Genomic DNA, 16,590 nt, shown 5'->3' with positions numbered 1-16,590 from the left:
AACAGGTATTAATCATGAGTCAAGAACGAAAGATTAAACATGTACTCGGGTTATCGGGCGGTAAAGACAGCGCCGCTCTTGCCGTTTACATGGCAAGAAACTACCCAGAGATAGATATCGACTATTTCTTTACTGATACAGGTAAAGAGCTACCCGAAGTCTATGACTACCTAGAACAGCTCGAAATTGTTTTAGGTAAGCCAATCCTTCACATTAACGACAAAAAAGGCTTCGATTACTGGCTGGAGCAACATAACAACTTCTTGCCAGCAGGGCAGCAACGTTGGTGTACGATTCGAATGAAACTAGAGCCATTCGAAAAATGGATCAAGCCATACTTAGACGATGGATATGAGGTAGTCTCATACGTTGGTATTCGCGCCGATGAACCCTGGCGTGATGGGTATAGACCAAATGAAAGCCAAAAGTACCTAAAAATAAAGATGCCATTCGCTGATGACGGCATTAAAAAGCAAGGTGTTTTGGATATCCTCGACAGTGCTGGTCTTGGCTTACCTAAATACTATGAATGGCGTTCTCGTTCTGGATGTACATTCTGCTTCTTCCAACGCAAGATTGAATGGGTTCGTTTGATGGAGCGACACCCAGAAGCTTTTGCAGAGGCAAAGTCTTACGAGAAACGTGCAGAGACTAGCGCAAATGGGGAAACATTCTTTTGGATGGGACCAAATGAGCCCCTAGAATCTCTGGAAGATCCGGTTCGAATTGCACAAATCAAAGAAAACCACGAAAAAGTTCAAAAGCGATTCGAGAAGAAAAAAGCTCGTGAGCGTAAACGTCGCTTAGGTATGCATGCAATGGTGGATGAAAGTATGCTAATTGACACGTTAGATATGGATGCCATGTACGACCTAGATGAAGGTGGTGGCGCATGTGTAACATGTTATAAATAAACGAATTCGGTGAAAAACCTATATAAATACTGAACTTGGTATAGTACTCTTTATGGGTACTATATTTTACGTCAGATAGGTGCCAAATGGAATCCAACTCTTTAGCAACAATCTTCACATCTATTCAAAAGCAACATCTCATTCTTCCAGATTTTCAACGGGACTATAAGTGGAAGCCTGATTATCAACGTAATTTGCTGGCTTCGGTACTTTTAAACTTCCCAATCGGTAGCTCGCTCATCCTAAAAGGCCGCTCGCAAGAATTCTCCAGTCGGAAAATAGGAGAGAAGAAACCTACAACTATTGAAAGTGATTATCAATGTGATTATTTATTAGACGGTCAACAAAGAACGACAACACTCTTTAATGCACTTAGTGATGTTTTCAGTCTAAAAAACCTAGATATGCCGTCAAATCCTACTGACGACGATATCGAGAAACTTGTCCACAAGATCGATAGAAAAGCAAATGCGCTACAAATCAGGTGGTTCCTGAAAATTCCGACAGAGTCTGTCAACCAAGGTGTGTTCGATTTGTTTGGAGCACAGACTTTACTATTCGATAAAGAAATGATTAAACACCTTGAACCTAGCGATCTTTACAACATATTTCAAGGAGAGACATTTGGAACAAGCAAAAGAAAGAAAAAGCCAACTAAACACTTCTCTCCGTTTTATACTTTTGAAAAGGTCAAATCGGGTAAAAAGCAATTTCAAGTTCAAGAGTCACTTGAAGAACATTTTGTAAAGAAAGGAATCATACCTCTTTATTGGTTAAGTGACTACGTTTCGGATAAAAATCAATATCCTGGATTAAGAAATGTAATTGATAATCTCTCAAAGAAAATTCTCACGGAAATAACTGAAGATTATAAAGAATCTCACTACAGGGTAAAAGACGACTCTGCAAGTGATTCTGAATACCAAGAATGGCAGGCAAAGTTTAACAATATTAAGGATAAGTACGACCCTCAAGGCAGGCTTCAGGGCATTGATGACTTCTCTAAAGCTGATGAGTACCTTGAAAATGGTATTATTATGGTACTCGAGCAAGCTCGAGTATCTTGGGTATCAGAAGTAATTAGTTACTTAGAAAACATATATAATTATAAAGTCCATTCTATTTCTACAGACGACATAATCCGCGCTATACCAATATTTACTAATCTAAACGAAGGTGGAATGAAGTTGGATAATCTTGACCTCTTGGCAGCAAAAGCGGCTAAAAAGCTCGAGAATGATCCAGAGGACACTCATTTCTCTCTAACGGACAAAATACGAAACATACTAGAAGATAAATTAGAACTCTCTGACGTCTTGAAATATGATTCCACCTCCTCAAGTGGATATATGAATTTAGAAAACTTGTCTTCTATAGAAAATGGCTTACCCTCAGGAGATCTGCGAAGTAATATATTGAGTATCAGTTCACTACTTGCCCATACTAGAAACAAGAAAGACTTAAAGCAAGTAGTAAAAGCTAATACGTCTTCTTCTTCTCAGTTGAAACTTGACACAAAGCAAATTCGAGAGTTCGTGCCGCTAGCTACTATTGCAGTAATGAGAGCAGTTGCTTTTCTTATAATTAGATGTGGCATACACAATGTGAGTAAGTTAAATTATAGTTTAATGTTACAACCTATTGCTTTTGCTCTCAGTGATGACGAACATTGGAATAACCAATCCTCACTCGATAAAGTGGAATACTGGTACTGGACTTGTCGATTCGATGGATCATATCGATACGACCAGAGCAAAATTGTATTTGATCACATCAAATCGCTGTATAAATGGATAGAAGGAGACATTACTTCTGCCCCTACGCCTCCTGACAAATCTAAAGTGCTAAAAGTTGCTGATTACTCGGACAAAGAGCACCTCTCGATGGACGGTGACGAAGCACCCGGCGAAGGTATCCGATCAGCTTTGCTGCAGTTCTTGCTTAGTCGAAAGCCTTTTGATTTACTAGCAGAAAAACAGTCTATTCTAAAACCATATCAAATAATCGAAGGTGATGTTAGTATTTGGCCAGAAAACTCTATACATGATCACCACCTTATACCGATAGCGAAAGCTAAAGATCTTCATACATCATCAAAAGAACTGCGGAACGACAAAGAACATGTACTAAACAGTCCGCTAAATAGAGTTTATATTTCTCAAGAAGCTAACCTTGCTATTAGTGATCTTTCACCAAAGAGGTATTTTGAGCATCTTGGTGAGAATGAGTTCTATGCACAAAATATATTGATGAGCCAGTTTATACCAGAAAGCCTTAATCAAATAAATACAGATGATATTAAGAGTGAATCGATAAGGTCTGTTTATCAAGATAGATTCAATTTGTTTGAGAAGAGCTTGAATCAGCATTTAATGAATCTTTGGGAAGCTTAAGTCTTTTTAGCAAAAAATACCCTTGATTTATGACAATTAGAAACAAGAGTTGCCTTCCTGACTAATAGTATAGGGCGACTCTTTTTTTAACAGAACAGCATTAATTCTTATTCTCCGTAAAAGATGACTGTACTTCGAGATAAGAGGGTTCACTCCTACTGAACGACACCACCTTCCTACAAGATGGTTTAGACTTATAAAACAAGAACATGAAGTATGTTAATGTGTACAGTAACTTTAAAACAAAGCCGTAATAGTACAGGACAGTTGAACTCTGTTTGAACCTTGTCGTGCGTCAAGGATAATCGTCATTTACATGACGACTACAGAGTTTTCTCCTTTACTTTGTGATTGAAAAAGAACAATTTTCACATAGAAACCGAGGCCTAGAGTACGATTTAACTGACGACCAATTTCAGGTGGCAAAACATATGACCCGATGATCTATAGACTTCTGGCACATAGAAGTTGGTTCCAACGTTATAAACAATACATCCACTTAGGGAACAGTTTCCCTTACTATAAATTCAGACTTCTCTGAATATAATGATAAGCTCGCCAATAATTAAAAATCCCCCCAAGAAAGAACAAAAAGCTCCCAACCAAAAACTGCCAAGTCAGATAATTAGCTAGTTGAATTGACTCATCCGGCACGCCTCCTTCCCAAAGCCCCGGAAATGAGCCAACAGCAAATAGCACACTGCCCACGATAAACGTCACCGCTGTCAAGTTGGTGAGCTGCCCCTCAGTACCACCAGCACTACTGGTATCAGCAACGATGTTGACACTGGCACCGATAACAAACAGCGTACTGCCAATAATGAACATCAACGCGCTGTGCGCTGAGTAGCTGTCATCGATAAACGAAAACACTCGGCCCGCGACAAACATCAAGGTACCAAACAGGTAGATGTAGGAGGCGGTGTATTCCAGCTGTTTTCTCGATAAGTCAGAGGATGTTTTGCGCCAATAACGGTGAACGTCATAAAGGTCGTGGACATTAACGATCAGGTAGCAGAGTGAACCTGCAAAGAAGATCCACTGTCCGAACGTCGAGTAGCTTTGAAAGCTTGGGAACAGTAATACGCTACCAACGAGGAAGAATAATCCACCAAACTTGTATAAGACCGCATTGAGCGTTTCCCATTTAAACTGGGATTTAGCGCTAGCGTCGTTGTCCGTCAGATGATGTATTCGTTTTCGGTTAGTGAAAAGGTGCGCCATGTCGTTAGTCAGTGGTAGGTGTCATACTAATAAGAAGGGTATCACGGCGCTACATTTCAACTTTATCGGGTTTGTATGATCACTTCCTCAGTTGTGAGAACAAATATAGCGCTAACTTCGGCTAGTCCTGCGGGCAAGTGCAGGGTCATTCTACTTAGACAAGCAGTATCTAAAGCCGACACGACTACCCGTGGAAATTCCTCCCAAACAAGGTACAATCCGTGCTCAATTTTCTATGACCCTACGGCCTTTAATATGCACTCTCCCCAACACTGCTTTAACCGATTTGATGTTGCTATCGAAGGCTACGAGTTACCAGAACAATTTACGTTTCCGTTCTATTACACTCCTCATCCACTGTGTGTACTAGCAGCAAACCAGCTCCAGCAATATCTGCAATCTCAAACCGACTTCATTCATGATTTTGGAATAGACGATGAAAGCCAAGGTCGAGGCAAGATGTTCGGTGTTTTGCTGGTGCAAAGCCCTCAAGGCGAAACCGGATTTCTGAGTGCCTTTTCTGGCAAGATTGCCGATCAGAATCTCTTGCCTGGATTTGTACCACCTGTTTTCGACATGCTTACCGAAGACGGTTTTTTCCGAGAGGAAACTAATGCCATCACCAAAGCACTTGCGACCTATAAAACCTTTGCCAACGCGCCAGAAATCGCAATTTTTAAAGAGCAAATCTCAGCGGAACGCGCAGCTTACCAACAAGAAGAGCAAGCACATCGCGAGATCATGATTCAAGGTCGTGCCAGTCGTAAGCAACAGCGAAAAGAGGCGCAGCAAACCCTCAGTGGCGAAGAACTTCAGACCTTGCTAGACGAACTTGGCAAGCAAAGTGTCGCAGAGAAAAACACGCTCAAATACCTAAAGCTTAAGTGGGAAGATAAACTCGCCGTAAAAGAGCAGCGACTAGAAGAGCTTGAGACTAATCTTGCGGAGCTTAAAGAGCACCACAAAGCGCTATCCAACGCTCTGCAGCACAAACTTCACAAGCAGTATCGCTTTTTAAATCAACACGGCGAAACATGCGATTTGGTTGATATCTTTGCGGCGACGACTACTCCGACTCCACCAGCCGGTGCAGGCGAATGCGCAGCGCCTAAATTACTGCAATATGCCTATATGCATGACTTCAAACCTTTGGCTCTGGCGGAGTTTTGGTGGGGCGCATCACCTAAGTCAGAGATCCGCAAGCACGGCAGTTTTTACCCATCATGTAACAACAAATGCCAGCCTATCTTAGGGCACATGCTGCAAGGTCTAAACGTCGAGCCTAACCCACTTGAACAGAACTGGGCGGAAGACAAAGAGTTGGAAATTGTGTTCCAGGATGAGGCGATGGTGGTTATCAATAAACCATCTGGCTTACTATCAGTGCCAGGCAAAACCATAAAAGACTCAGCCTATACTCGTCTACAAGCTCTATTCCCTGATGTTGAAGGTCCATATGTGATTCACCGCCTAGACATGGCCACATCCGGATTAGTTGTCTTCGCCTTGACCAAGCGCGCCAACAAGAGCCTGCAAAAGCAGTTCATTACTCGCGGTGTACAAAAACGCTATGTCGCAATGTTAGAAGGTGAACTGACTCAGACTGAGGGTGATATTTCGTTGCCAATGCGTGGCGACCCCGATGACCGCCCAAGGCAGCTGGTGTGTTACGAACATGGCAAGCCAGCAGAGACTCATTGGGAGTTGATTGAAGTACGTGATGGCCGAAGCAAGGTGTACATGTACCCGAAAACAGGTAGAACTCACCAGCTACGTGTTCACAGTGCTCATCATCTTGGCTTGAATATGCCTATGGTTGGCGACACGCTTTATGGGGAGAAGGCCGATCGTTTGTATTTGCATGCTGAGCAACTGGAGCTTGACCATCCTTATACTAAAGAGCGGTTGGTATTTCAGGTTGATAGTGAATTTTAAGGTGGGTTAGTTTTCCCCCTAATGATGTACCTTACTTCTTTAGGGGCAGCTATTTTGAAGTAAAAGGCTATACAACGAAAAAGCCCCAGCATTTCTGCTGGGGCTTAAAATTTGGCGGTGAGTGAGAGATTCGAACTCTCGATACGTTGCCGTATACACACTTTCCAGGCGTGCTCCTTCAGCCACTCGGACAACTCACCGTATTTTGATTTGGTTAGCGCTGTTGGCTAACGGGGTGGTAATTTAATGATTCCGCCCCGCTTGGTCAACCCTAAAAGGGAAAAAAGGTGCGCTTTTTTAATTGTTTGCTTACTTTGTGATTAATTCGATCAAATGATCGGCAAATCATGCGCTTTGGTAGTAACCAGGTACACGGAACCAGCGGCGGCATAGGTCTAGGAAGTAGCCGTATAGTACGCCCATACCACAAGACACGACTGCGTTACTCGATACTGCAGTAATGATTTGGTCTGTTGATGCGCCAACCGTAAACAAGATCGCTGCGTAGACGGGTGACTGGAATGCTACGTAAGCCACTAGGTCAGCGAACGCTTTCATAGGACCAGAGGTAGACACTTTCGCACCTTGGCGAAGCGCCCAGTCGCGGAATACTCCGTATGGCCATGCGATGGCGATGTTCACAGGGATAGACAACAAACGTGATGCCAATGACTGTTCGAAGGTCATGCCTGAAACAAGCACTTCAATCAACATACCAGACACAAAACAGAACACGACCATTGCAAAGGTGTCAGCAGCCGCGTTACGAATACAGAAAGGAGCTTTCGGTTTCACTTACAATCTCACAGGACAATAAACTAACATTAAATCGAATATCGACTCATATGACTGGATATTTTTCATCATCCAGATTAGGGCGCCATTAGAACACCTTATTGGTAGTTTTACATTCCGTATTTTGAGCCAAGAAGTAAATTAATCACCAGTTTTGGGATTCAAAGTAGTGAAACTCGCTATTTGTTGTAGTTTTATTACAAACATAACCCTAAAGCCCTTAAAGTCAGCGGGTTATCGATTCAAAGTTGTAGGTTTGCTACACGTAAATTGAAGTTGTCAGAAGAGAAGCTGGGTGAGAATAGAAGTTAGGATGCTCATTAGCGCATAGTGCTCGCTTTGTAGCACTATGCTTCGGTGTAAGGGCGTTGATTTAGAGGCGCTGATGTAAGGTTAAAGCGTTAGCTGCCAATAGAAGTCACGTTACTGCGTTTGCCGTCAGTAAACTGGAACAGTTTATTGGCAAACTGATAAAGAGCATCGTCCAAGATGCGTTCGTCGATAGGTTTACCGACGATGAAATCGGCACCCGCGCCCATCATGCGTTCACGAGTCTCTTTAAAGACATCTGCAGTACAGCCAAAGATGAGCGTGTCTTTTTCTCTGCCAGGCATGTTACGAATACCGGCGATCGCCTCTACCCCATCCATGACCGGCATATGGTTGTCCATGAGGATGAGATCATAGCTTTGCGTGGCCACTGCTTTTAGCGCCTCTTCACCATTAACCACCGAGTATGTGATAAAGCCTTTACGCTTCATAAAGGTGTCGATGATGATGGTGTTGGTGCGGTTATCTTCAACAATAAGTGCTTTCAGACCGCGATAATCAAGCTTACGTTCAATATGAACATCAAGCTGTTTTGGCTCACAGCTTTCGAGCTTCACGGTGACTTCAAACTCAGAACCAATGCCTTCTTGGCTGTTGAGTTTGATATCTCCGCCCATTACAGACGCGATCTCTTTAACGATGGCAAGACCTAGCCCGGTTCCCCCAAAGCGACGTGTGGTGCTCGACTCGGCTTGCTCGAATGGCTTGAAGATACGTGCTTGCGCTTCTGGAGAGATGCCGATACCCGTGTCTCTCACGCGAATGGTCAATGTATTAGCGCTATGTCTAACTTCTTCAGACAAGAACACCTCAATGGTGCCTTGCGAGGTAAATTTCACGGCGTTATTAAGAAGGTTAAACAGAATCTGACGCAGACGCGCCTTGTCGCCCATATACCAACGCTCATCGTCCACCTCTGAGTAGACGCTAAACTTAAGACCCTTCTCGTTACATAGGGTGTGATACACACTGTGCATACTGCCTATGATGGAATTTAGCGGGAATGGGTGGCTATCGAGTTCGATATGCCCTTGCTCAATCTTCGAGTAATCGAGGATTTCATTAAGCAGCGACATCATGTGATCGCCTGAATCGTAAAGGGTTTTTAGATGCTTTCTCTGTTCAACAGACAAATCGGTTTTTAATAAGATCTGCGCGGTGCCCAGTACCCCATTCATTGGCGTTCGGATCTCGTGAGAGAGCGTTGCTAAGAACGCAGTTTTGGCCTTGGTTGACGCTTGCGCCTTCATCCGTTCTTGGTCGAGGTAGACGGTTTTCTGGTTGAAACTGTCTATAAGGTATCGAATCTCATCGGGGCTTTTGTAGTTGATATCGATACTGCCGCTGTGACGCGAATCATCCACTTCTTTGGCAATGACGGCGATAGGCTTAATCAGGTATTGGTTGATGAGGTAATAGCCAAACATCAAACACAGAATCATCACCGGGACGATAGCGTATTCGACGCCCATTACGATATCAAACACCTCATCTGCCACCAGCCTTCTGGCGTTAACTACCTCTAGACTCCAATTGAAGTCACCAAAGTTTAGCTGACTGATATAGATATCGCGTTCGACGCGAAAGTTGTGCTCGGTGATCACTTGGTTGTTGGCGTCACGAACAATCACACCAAGGTCATGCTCGCGGGCTTTGCTTTTTACGAAGCTGATCAGGTTCTCTAGAGACAAGTCGACGGTGGCAACACCGGCAAATTTGCTATCGAGATAATAAGGCGCTGAGGCAGTGATCATCTGAACATGGGTATAAGGATCGACATACACTTCTGACCAGGTAATGGTATTGGTTGGCTTATCTTTTACAGAGGTATACCAAGGCTCAACGTGATAGCCTGCCGCTTCTGGATTGTTCCAAAGATCAATCTTGTCGACCTCTCCATCTGCGGTTCGGTTATAGAACAGGCTCGAGAGTTTCTCGTTGGGATCGATGGAGTACGGCTCTGGCCAAATGCCTCCACTAACAGCAATGCCATCGTTGAGCTTAAATACCTGGCGAAGTGCTTGGTCGAGGGCGTTGCGATCTTCGATAGACTCACCCATGGCGACAATGCTTTTTAGAACGCCTAAAGAGCTATGCAAGGGAGAAGAGATTTCAGCGGCGAGGAACTCACTTCGGATATCGAGGTTTTGCTCAAGCTTGGCGCGAACAGGCGATTCCACAACCCAATAGGTAATGCTACCAAAGATGGCAATAAACAAGGCTAAGTAAACTGCCAGAGCGATGATGCTTTTCTTTTTCAGCGACTCTTTAATAACCATAGCGTGCGAAGTGTGTCCTTTTCTTCGTGTGGAACAAGACCATGCTAGGTAATTATGGTCTAGCTTGTTACTATACCCAAGTAATTCTCAATTCAGCCCTAACGGTAAAGCATTTTGGAACTAAAAGACATACTTTCCCTTCCTGAGCTAGAAGGAAAACTGCTAAATAACGCGCAGACTCAAGGCTTTGTGACTTCTATGGCATCTGCCCCGCACACTTTGCCACCTGAAGAATGGCTACCGTTTTTATGGGGTGGAGAAGAAGTTGCGCCGTTTACTTCGGGCGAGCAATTAGAGAGCTATGCTCAAGCGGTCATTACCCTTTGGAATGAATACCGCCCTGCTCTTCTTGATGGCGAATGGCAATGGCCTGAAGGCTGTGGTCTTGATGAAGAAGAGATCGTGACTCAAGAGACTAAAGATTTCTGTGAAGGTGTGCTTCAAGGCTGGCAACTTGCTCGTGATGACTGGGAAACTCTAATGCCGGAGAACAGCGAAGATAACGCGCTGCTTGGCGGTGTGCTTCTTTCTCTGAGCATGTTGTTCGATCCAGAGACATCTATCGCGACACTGCAAGCGCAAGGTATCGAAGGTCTAGAGCAGTTTAATGAGATTTTCGCCGCTGTTCCTATGATGCTTTGCGGTATCACTCAAAAAGGCGCGGTATTGGCAGAGCAGCAATAAGCTCATCGCTAGATACAGACCCAAATAGTAAGGGCCCCTACCATAATTGGCAGGGGCCCTTTTTTCGCCAACGTTGTTGTTATTCTTTTAGAAGCGCTAAATCCTTCGCTAGAAGCGATAACCCATGGACACGATAAGCTGATTCCAGTTTAGGAAGCTATACTCCGCCATGAGGTTCCATTCTTTTTGGTAACCAAAGTCATACACTGCAGCAAGCGACATGTTGGAGGTGTGCTTACTTTTCAAATCTACATCAAACTGTAACTCATTTGCGAGCACACCGAGGTCTGACAAGCTACCCGTAATGTTCTGTTCGATACTCTGATACTGATAACCCACCAACAACGCAAGTTTGCCGTATGGCACGTCATAACGTTGACCCACGCGCACCGCGGCAATCTTAGTCAAGATGGTGCTATCGGTTGTCGTTGTCCACGAGTTAGTTACGGCACCCGCAACGGTCAAGATGATTGGGTTAATCCCCTTTGCCACATCAAACTGAGTCGCCAATACTGAGCCCAAACCTAAGTTGTACGCCTCATACTCTAAGTTAAGCGGCAACGTCGCTGGGATAGGAAACGCAGTGTCACCCATTTTCGCGTTCGACAGATCTGCCAAAATCTCTTTACTGCCCTTAGTATAGCCAGCCAATCCATAAACGTTTAAGAAAGGAAACACCCATGCATCTAGGCGTAGTTGGATACTTTTATCTTGACCAGTTATACGAACGTCTTCTGCTGGAATACTGTATTGCTGACTGCAATCCATACCCGAAGTCCGCTTACACTGGCTTAACGGGCTATGCCCGAGTCCACCTAGCACACCACCCACGGCGTTCACATGAAAATCGTCGGTCGCAACGTATTCCACATCTTGGGTATTCATGTAGATCCCAAAACCTACCGGAATAGGCAACTCATAGCCCATCTCTCTGACTTGCTCACCCCAAATTGGCAAGCCACTCCAGTGCGCTTGATTCTTTTCGCGCTCTACTTGCTGGATTAATTCACTGTCCGTGCCGTAATCAGTTCCTGCCGCATAAACCGAACTCCATACCATTTGTAGCGGTAGTAATACCCAAAGACTAATAACCTTTCTCAAACCTAGTTACCTATTTGTTTGTGATGTGTGGTGGATATGTTCAAGTGGTCCCCTTAGTGAGACCACTTAACATAATTGGAGCGTTTACAAGGATTAGAACGCTTCAGTGAAGTTGAAGTAGAACGCTGCGCCGTGCCTTCCCATACCTAGGTCAAGACGAATGTTCATTCTTGGTTGCAGCTCATAACGATAGCCGACACCATAAGAAAGAATCGCATGACCCGAGAGATCTTCAACCGTGTTACCAATCGAGCCAACGCCTGCCCAAGCCGTCATACCATGGTTCGATAGAACGCCTGAGTCGCGACGAAAAGTATGTCGGTACTCAGCGGTGACCTCAGCAGCAACCTTGTCACGATACTGACCTTGGTAGTAACCACGCATTGAGTTAGCGCCGCCTATCTCTGGCATATCGTAATAAGGAATATCACCAAACGCTTGTTGGTAGTGTGCTAACACAGCGAGCACTCGACCTTCCACAAAGCTGTGAAATTTACGATACTCAACATCCAGCTTCTGATATTCAGCCTGACTGCCTAGCGCTTCACTAAATGCCAGTACTTCTGTGCGAAACAGAGAACCACTCCAGGCGTTGACGGCAACATCGCGGCTATCGTATTGAATGCTACCACCGATACCCCACGTAAATGGTTTGTCCTTGAACTTATTGAAGTTCTCGTCTAGTAACGCTGAGTCTGGCTCGCTCGTTGGGTTAAAGTAATTCACCTTAAGCGCAGGTCCCGCAAACCAGTTACCTGCAATTCGATAGATCAAGTTACCCTGGTAATTGTTTACTGTCGCTTCGTACTGAGTGACATCGCCAAACTCAAAATCTTGAGCAGCGTCGTAGCCGATACCCCAATAATGTTTGCCTTGCGTGCCAGCAGTCCAGTTGCCCTTGAATTGGATATCGTTGTTGTTCCAATACAAGTCGTGGTTTGCACGCACGCCATAGCCCACTTCGGAATCCACGTAGTTGCCAATGACAAACGCAGAGACACTAGAGCGCTGCAACTCGGACTGTGAGCGATCGGTTTTAAAAGAATACAAACCACCAACCGCTACCAGTAAGCCTTGCTCTGGTGTGTATGCAGGTCCGCCCAAAAAGCTGAACATCGGTAGTCCATTGATCTCTTGGTAGTACTTTTTCGCATAGCGAAGATCGTCAATCGCTTTTTGATCGCGGGTTTCTTGATCTTTGAGCGTATCAATGACCACCTCGTATTCTTCGAGGCGAGCATTGGCTTGCTCTAGATCGCTCTCATACTGCATCGCTTCCTTAGTGATAGGAAGAGAGGCGTGTGAGGTTGACACTGATGTATTGGCAGCAAACGCCGCTGAACTTGAGAAGATCGCAGTGACAACGAAAACCGACAACAGACTAACGCGCATGGCATGATTACCTTAAAAAATGAATGAACGTTCATTCACAATTGCTATAAAACGCGCGCATAATATACAGGATGAGCATCCGTATCAATAAATATTTTTAAGTGTAACGATAATTTTCATTGATTAGGCGAATGATGCTCCAGTACAAAAAGCTCGAGTTGACCACTTTATGCCTCTTCCCAACGAAACGTATCAATGCGCTCGTCTGCGATATAAAAAAGCTTAGCACCAGGTTTAAGCTCTAAATCGAGTTCTGGGTTGAGTACAATGCCTTCTCCCACATCGACGGCAATCAAAGTGGCTTGGTAATGAGCCTTCATCCACTGGAACAGAGCATTCACTGTTGTGGTTTTAGAACTGGTTGGATAGATAACGGAATACTGAGTCATTCCACGTGTGGAACTGAGTAGCTCTTGATGCAGCGCACTGGAGCCGGGATCGACGGCGGCTTTCGCGAGCATCTCGGCACCCACTGCTGGAATACATTCAGAGTTCGGACAGTGCTTATGCAGTAAATCGCTGAGCGCTTCGTCTTTAAAGTAAACCAGTAAATGGGCGTCTGGGTTGCGATTCGCGCAGTAGAGCGCTGCTGACAAGGTGATGTCGTCTTCAGGGTTATCGATAAGAATGCAGCTGGCCGACTCGATGTTGGTCTTTTCCATCTCGCGACCATCGGTGTAACTATTGACCTTCACGAACGATATCTCTCCGGGCAGCGGGTTCTCAATGTCTGAGCGGCTGCAAAGAACGATGGGACGTCTGCCAGTCTCTTCGTGTTGAAGCATACGGATAAGGTGAATGGTTCGTTGCCCATTCCAACCCAACATCAAAATATGGTTTTCCACTCTTACTTTCCTTTTTCCGAGTTGACCGGCGCGCCAAGAATCTAGACCTAATGCGGCTACTCGCCCTAAAAGGGCAGCAAACAGCATCAAACCACCAGGTATTACAAAGAGAATCGCGACCCATCGCCCTGCTTCAGTCGAGGGAGAGAGATCGCCGTAGCCGACCGTCGAGGCGGTCACCACGATGAAATAGATGAACTGTGAGATAGGCAAAGTGAGGTCAGCTTCGCCACTTAACCAGAGCAGAGCCCAAGAGATCACGGCATAGAGCAACAACGCTATCATCAGCGTTCGAAACTTGAGCTCAAACAAATGGCTGTGAAGCCACTTCCGAAGTTGAATCCAGATAACCACGACTGTCCTTGTGCCTGTTACTTTCTGTATTAATCATATACGAAAAAACCAGCCCTAAGGCTGGTTTTGTGTGTTCTACGCTGGATTATTTATTAATCAATCAGCGATTTACGCGTTACCTTTTACTTTGATTTGCAGTTGCTCTGCAAAATCTAGCATGCGGTTTAGCGGAATCAGTGACTTCACGCGTAGCGCTTCATCAACGAAGATCTCATGCTCTTCGCCGCCATCTTTCAACGCTTTCTCAATCGCTTTAAGACCATTCATTGCCATCCAAGGACAGTGAGCACAGCTGCGGCACGTCGCACCGTTACCCGCTGTTGGCGCTTCAATCAGCTCTTTCTCAGGAACCAACTGCTGCATCTTAAAGAAGATACCTTTGTCGGTTGCTACGATAAGCTGCTTGTTCGGTAGTTCTTTTGCTGCCTTGATAAGCTGGCTGGTTGAGCCTACGGCGTCTGCCAGTTCTACCACACTTGCTGGTGATTCTGGGTGCACCAAAATCGCTGCATCTGGGTAAACAGACTTCATATCGCGCAGTGCTTTCGAGGAGAACTCGTCGTGTACGATACATTCACCTTGCCATAGCAACATGTCTGCGCCAGTTTGGTTAGCGATGTACGAACCTAGGTGACGGTCTGGGCCCCAAATGATTGGCTTGTCTTCCGCGTCTAGGTGTTCAACGATCTCAAGGGCGATGCTTGACGTTACGACCCAATCTGCACGCGCTTTTACCGCAGCAGACGTATTAGCGTAAACCACCACAGTGTGATCTGGGTGCGCGTCGCAAAACTCAGAGAACTTGTCTGCTGGACAACCAAGGTCAAGTGAACACTCAGCTTCTAACGTAGGCATTAGGATGCGCTTTTCAGGCGTTAGAATTTTTGCCGATTCGCCCATGAAGCGAACACCAGCAATGATCAGTGTTGATGCGTCGTGGCGATTACCAAACTTCGCCATTTCTAGCGAGTCACCCACAAATCCGCCCGTCTCTTCAGCAAGGGCTTGGATCTCTGGATCGGTGTAATAGTGCGCAATCAGAACCGCGTCTTTTTCTTTTAATAGCGATTTGATACTTGCAATGTATTGCTGCTTCTCGTCATTCGTTAACGGAACAGGCTTAGGGGGAAACGGATATACCGTATCAATTGAGTCTAAGATGTGGCTCATAGCGGTTGCTCTATGCTACTTCCAAATAGTCCGAGCATTGTACACTCATCTGTCATTGAGAACAAAGGCACTGCCAACTTAATCGACCAAAGTTGAATAGAAAGTGGGCTAAAGGGGCGAAGGAGTTGATAGTTTGCCCCGGGGAGCGGGAGTTTGGGGTTTTATAGGGTTAGTGTTGGTGTGCGCTGAGGGTAGATTCCTGCCTGCGCAGGAATGACGATCTTTTGAGGAGTTGTATGTGTTGATAGCATGCTCTTAGCGATCACTGAATCTAAAAAGCGTCGTCACCCCTGCGCATGCAGGGGTCTTCTCAAAGCGCGTTGGGAACTTAAGGACTCACCAACCCCAACGCCACTTCTTTACAAATTAGACTGCGCAACCTTAGCAGAAGAGCTACCAGGATATTCGCTGATCACTTGCTCATAATACTGCTTCGCAACGTCCGCTTTGTTACCGCGTTTTGCCAAGTCACCCAACTTAACTAGCGCATCAGCGCGCTTGTTTGAGTCTTTAAATTCTAGCACCGCTTTGAAGCTCTTCTCTGCTTCAGCGTCTTGACGCTTGGCGAAGTAAAGCTGACCGAGCCAGTAGTGGCTGTTTGGTGTGAAGGTAGACTCTGGGAAGTCGACTTGGAACTGCTTAAAGGCTGCAATAGCGCCTTGGTAGTCACGCTTTTTAAGGATAAGGTCAACGGCGTTTTGGTACGCAGTTTGCTCATCGACATTGGTGGTGAACTTACCGTCTGTTTTGCCGCCTTCTTTAGCGACAGGAACTGCAACTGCGGCAGCACCCGATTGAGAGCGAAGTTTATCGATCTCAATAAAGAGTTCGCGTTGACGCTGAAGCATCTGCTCCATGTCATAAGTATTGCGTTCTAGCTGACCACGTAATGTCGCGATTTCTTGCGTCATTTCGTCGAGTTGTTGCTGCATTTGCAGTTGTACTCGGTTGCGGTTTTGCAATAGGCGCTCTAGGCGCTGAACGTCGGTTTCGTTAGCAGCAGATGCCGCTGTAATGGAGGCAGCGGTTGCCGAAGAAGATGTTGCACTCAAGTCGGTAACCGGAGCTTGTGCAGCAAGTGCAGCACTTGCCGTTCCGGCTAGTAACGTAAGCGTAACAACGCGCTTAATGTTACTTTTCATAAAGGTAGGGTCCTTAACTGCCGAGCCCTAAA

At 45.4% G+C, this 16,590-nt stretch carries 12 protein-coding genes and 1 tRNA gene; 4 read left to right on the top strand and 9 right to left on the bottom strand.

Features of this window, described 5'->3' with window-relative positions; translation table 11 throughout:
* The first annotated feature begins 14 nt into the window (after nt 1-14).
* Both LY387_RS05645 and LY387_RS05640 read left to right on the top strand, forming a co-directional pair.
* The gene (locus tag LY387_RS05645; protein WP_234495608.1) at nt 15-914 is read left to right on the top strand and encodes a phosphoadenosine phosphosulfate reductase family protein; all 900 of its coding nucleotides are present in this window, start codon (nt 15-17) and stop codon (nt 912-914) included.
* A gap of 86 nt (nt 915-1,000) precedes the next feature.
* On the top strand, nt 1,001-3,307 hold the full coding sequence (locus LY387_RS05640; RefSeq protein WP_234495607.1) for a DUF262 domain-containing protein: 2,307 nt from the start codon (nt 1,001-1,003) through the stop codon (nt 3,305-3,307).
* Nucleotides 3,308-3,826: 519 nt separating this feature from the next.
* Here the strand turns inward: LY387_RS05640 and LY387_RS05635 are convergent.
* Nucleotides 3,827-4,531 (bottom strand): YrhK family protein, encoded by a 705-nt coding sequence (locus LY387_RS05635; protein WP_234495606.1) that lies wholly within the window; start codon nt 4,529-4,531, stop codon nt 3,827-3,829.
* 255 nt (nt 4,532-4,786) lie between these two features.
* On the opposite strand from LY387_RS05635, the gene LY387_RS05630 reads away from it, so the two are divergent.
* A complete protein-coding gene (locus tag LY387_RS05630; protein ID WP_234495605.1) occupies nt 4,787-6,466 on the top strand; it encodes an RluA family pseudouridine synthase in 1,680 nt (559 codons plus the stop codon).
* 112 nt (nt 6,467-6,578) lie between these two features.
* Here LY387_RS05630 and LY387_RS05625 read toward each other — a convergent pair.
* From LY387_RS05625 to LY387_RS05615, 3 genes are all read right to left on the bottom strand, one after another.
* A tRNA-Ser gene (locus LY387_RS05625) sits at nt 6,579-6,666 on the bottom strand.
* A 145-nt stretch (nt 6,667-6,811) separates the two neighbouring features.
* Nucleotides 6,812-7,261 (bottom strand): L-alanine exporter AlaE, encoded by a 450-nt coding sequence (locus LY387_RS05620; protein WP_128650480.1) that lies wholly within the window; start codon nt 7,259-7,261, stop codon nt 6,812-6,814.
* 401 nt (nt 7,262-7,662) lie between these two features.
* Nucleotides 7,663-9,870, bottom strand: a complete 2,208-nt coding sequence (locus LY387_RS05615; RefSeq protein ID WP_234495604.1) for a hybrid sensor histidine kinase/response regulator — start codon at nt 9,868-9,870, stop codon at nt 7,663-7,665.
* 114 nt (nt 9,871-9,984) lie between these two features.
* Between LY387_RS05615 and LY387_RS05610 the strand changes: the two genes are divergently transcribed.
* Nucleotides 9,985-10,554, top strand: coding sequence for a UPF0149 family protein (locus LY387_RS05610; protein ID WP_234495603.1), 570 nt, complete (start codon nt 9,985-9,987; stop codon nt 10,552-10,554).
* Between the two features lie 108 nt (nt 10,555-10,662).
* On the opposite strand, the gene LY387_RS05605 is transcribed toward LY387_RS05610, so the two are convergent.
* From LY387_RS05605 to ybgF, 5 genes are all read right to left on the bottom strand, one after another.
* Nucleotides 10,663-11,655 (bottom strand): hypothetical protein, encoded by a 993-nt coding sequence (locus LY387_RS05605; protein WP_234495602.1) that lies wholly within the window; start codon nt 11,653-11,655, stop codon nt 10,663-10,665.
* A gap of 93 nt (nt 11,656-11,748) precedes the next feature.
* On the bottom strand, nt 11,749-13,047 hold the full coding sequence (locus tag LY387_RS05600) for a BamA/TamA family outer membrane protein (protein WP_234495601.1): 1,299 nt from the start codon (nt 13,045-13,047) through the stop codon (nt 11,749-11,751).
* A 167-nt stretch (nt 13,048-13,214) separates the two neighbouring features.
* Entirely contained in the window at nt 13,215-14,204 is a 990-nt protein-coding gene (locus LY387_RS05595) for a potassium channel family protein (protein ID WP_419153441.1), read from the bottom strand.
* A gap of 150 nt (nt 14,205-14,354) precedes the next feature.
* Nucleotides 14,355-15,416: a quinolinate synthase NadA gene (gene nadA / locus LY387_RS05590; protein ID WP_234495599.1), complete on the bottom strand. Its 1,062-nt coding sequence runs from the start codon at nt 15,414-15,416 to the stop codon at nt 14,355-14,357.
* A gap of 359 nt (nt 15,417-15,775) precedes the next feature.
* Nucleotides 15,776-16,558 (bottom strand): tol-pal system protein YbgF, encoded by a 783-nt coding sequence (gene ybgF, locus LY387_RS05585; RefSeq protein ID WP_234495598.1) that lies wholly within the window; start codon nt 16,556-16,558, stop codon nt 15,776-15,778.
* Nucleotides 16,559-16,590: the final 32 nt, after the last annotated feature.

The organism is Vibrio maritimus, assembly GCF_021441885.1.
In the GTDB taxonomy this organism is placed as follows: Bacteria; Pseudomonadota; Gammaproteobacteria; order Enterobacterales; family Vibrionaceae; genus Vibrio; species Vibrio maritimus_B.
The sequence above is the reverse complement of the archived record's forward strand: the minus strand, read 5'-3'. Positions and strand labels throughout refer to the sequence as shown.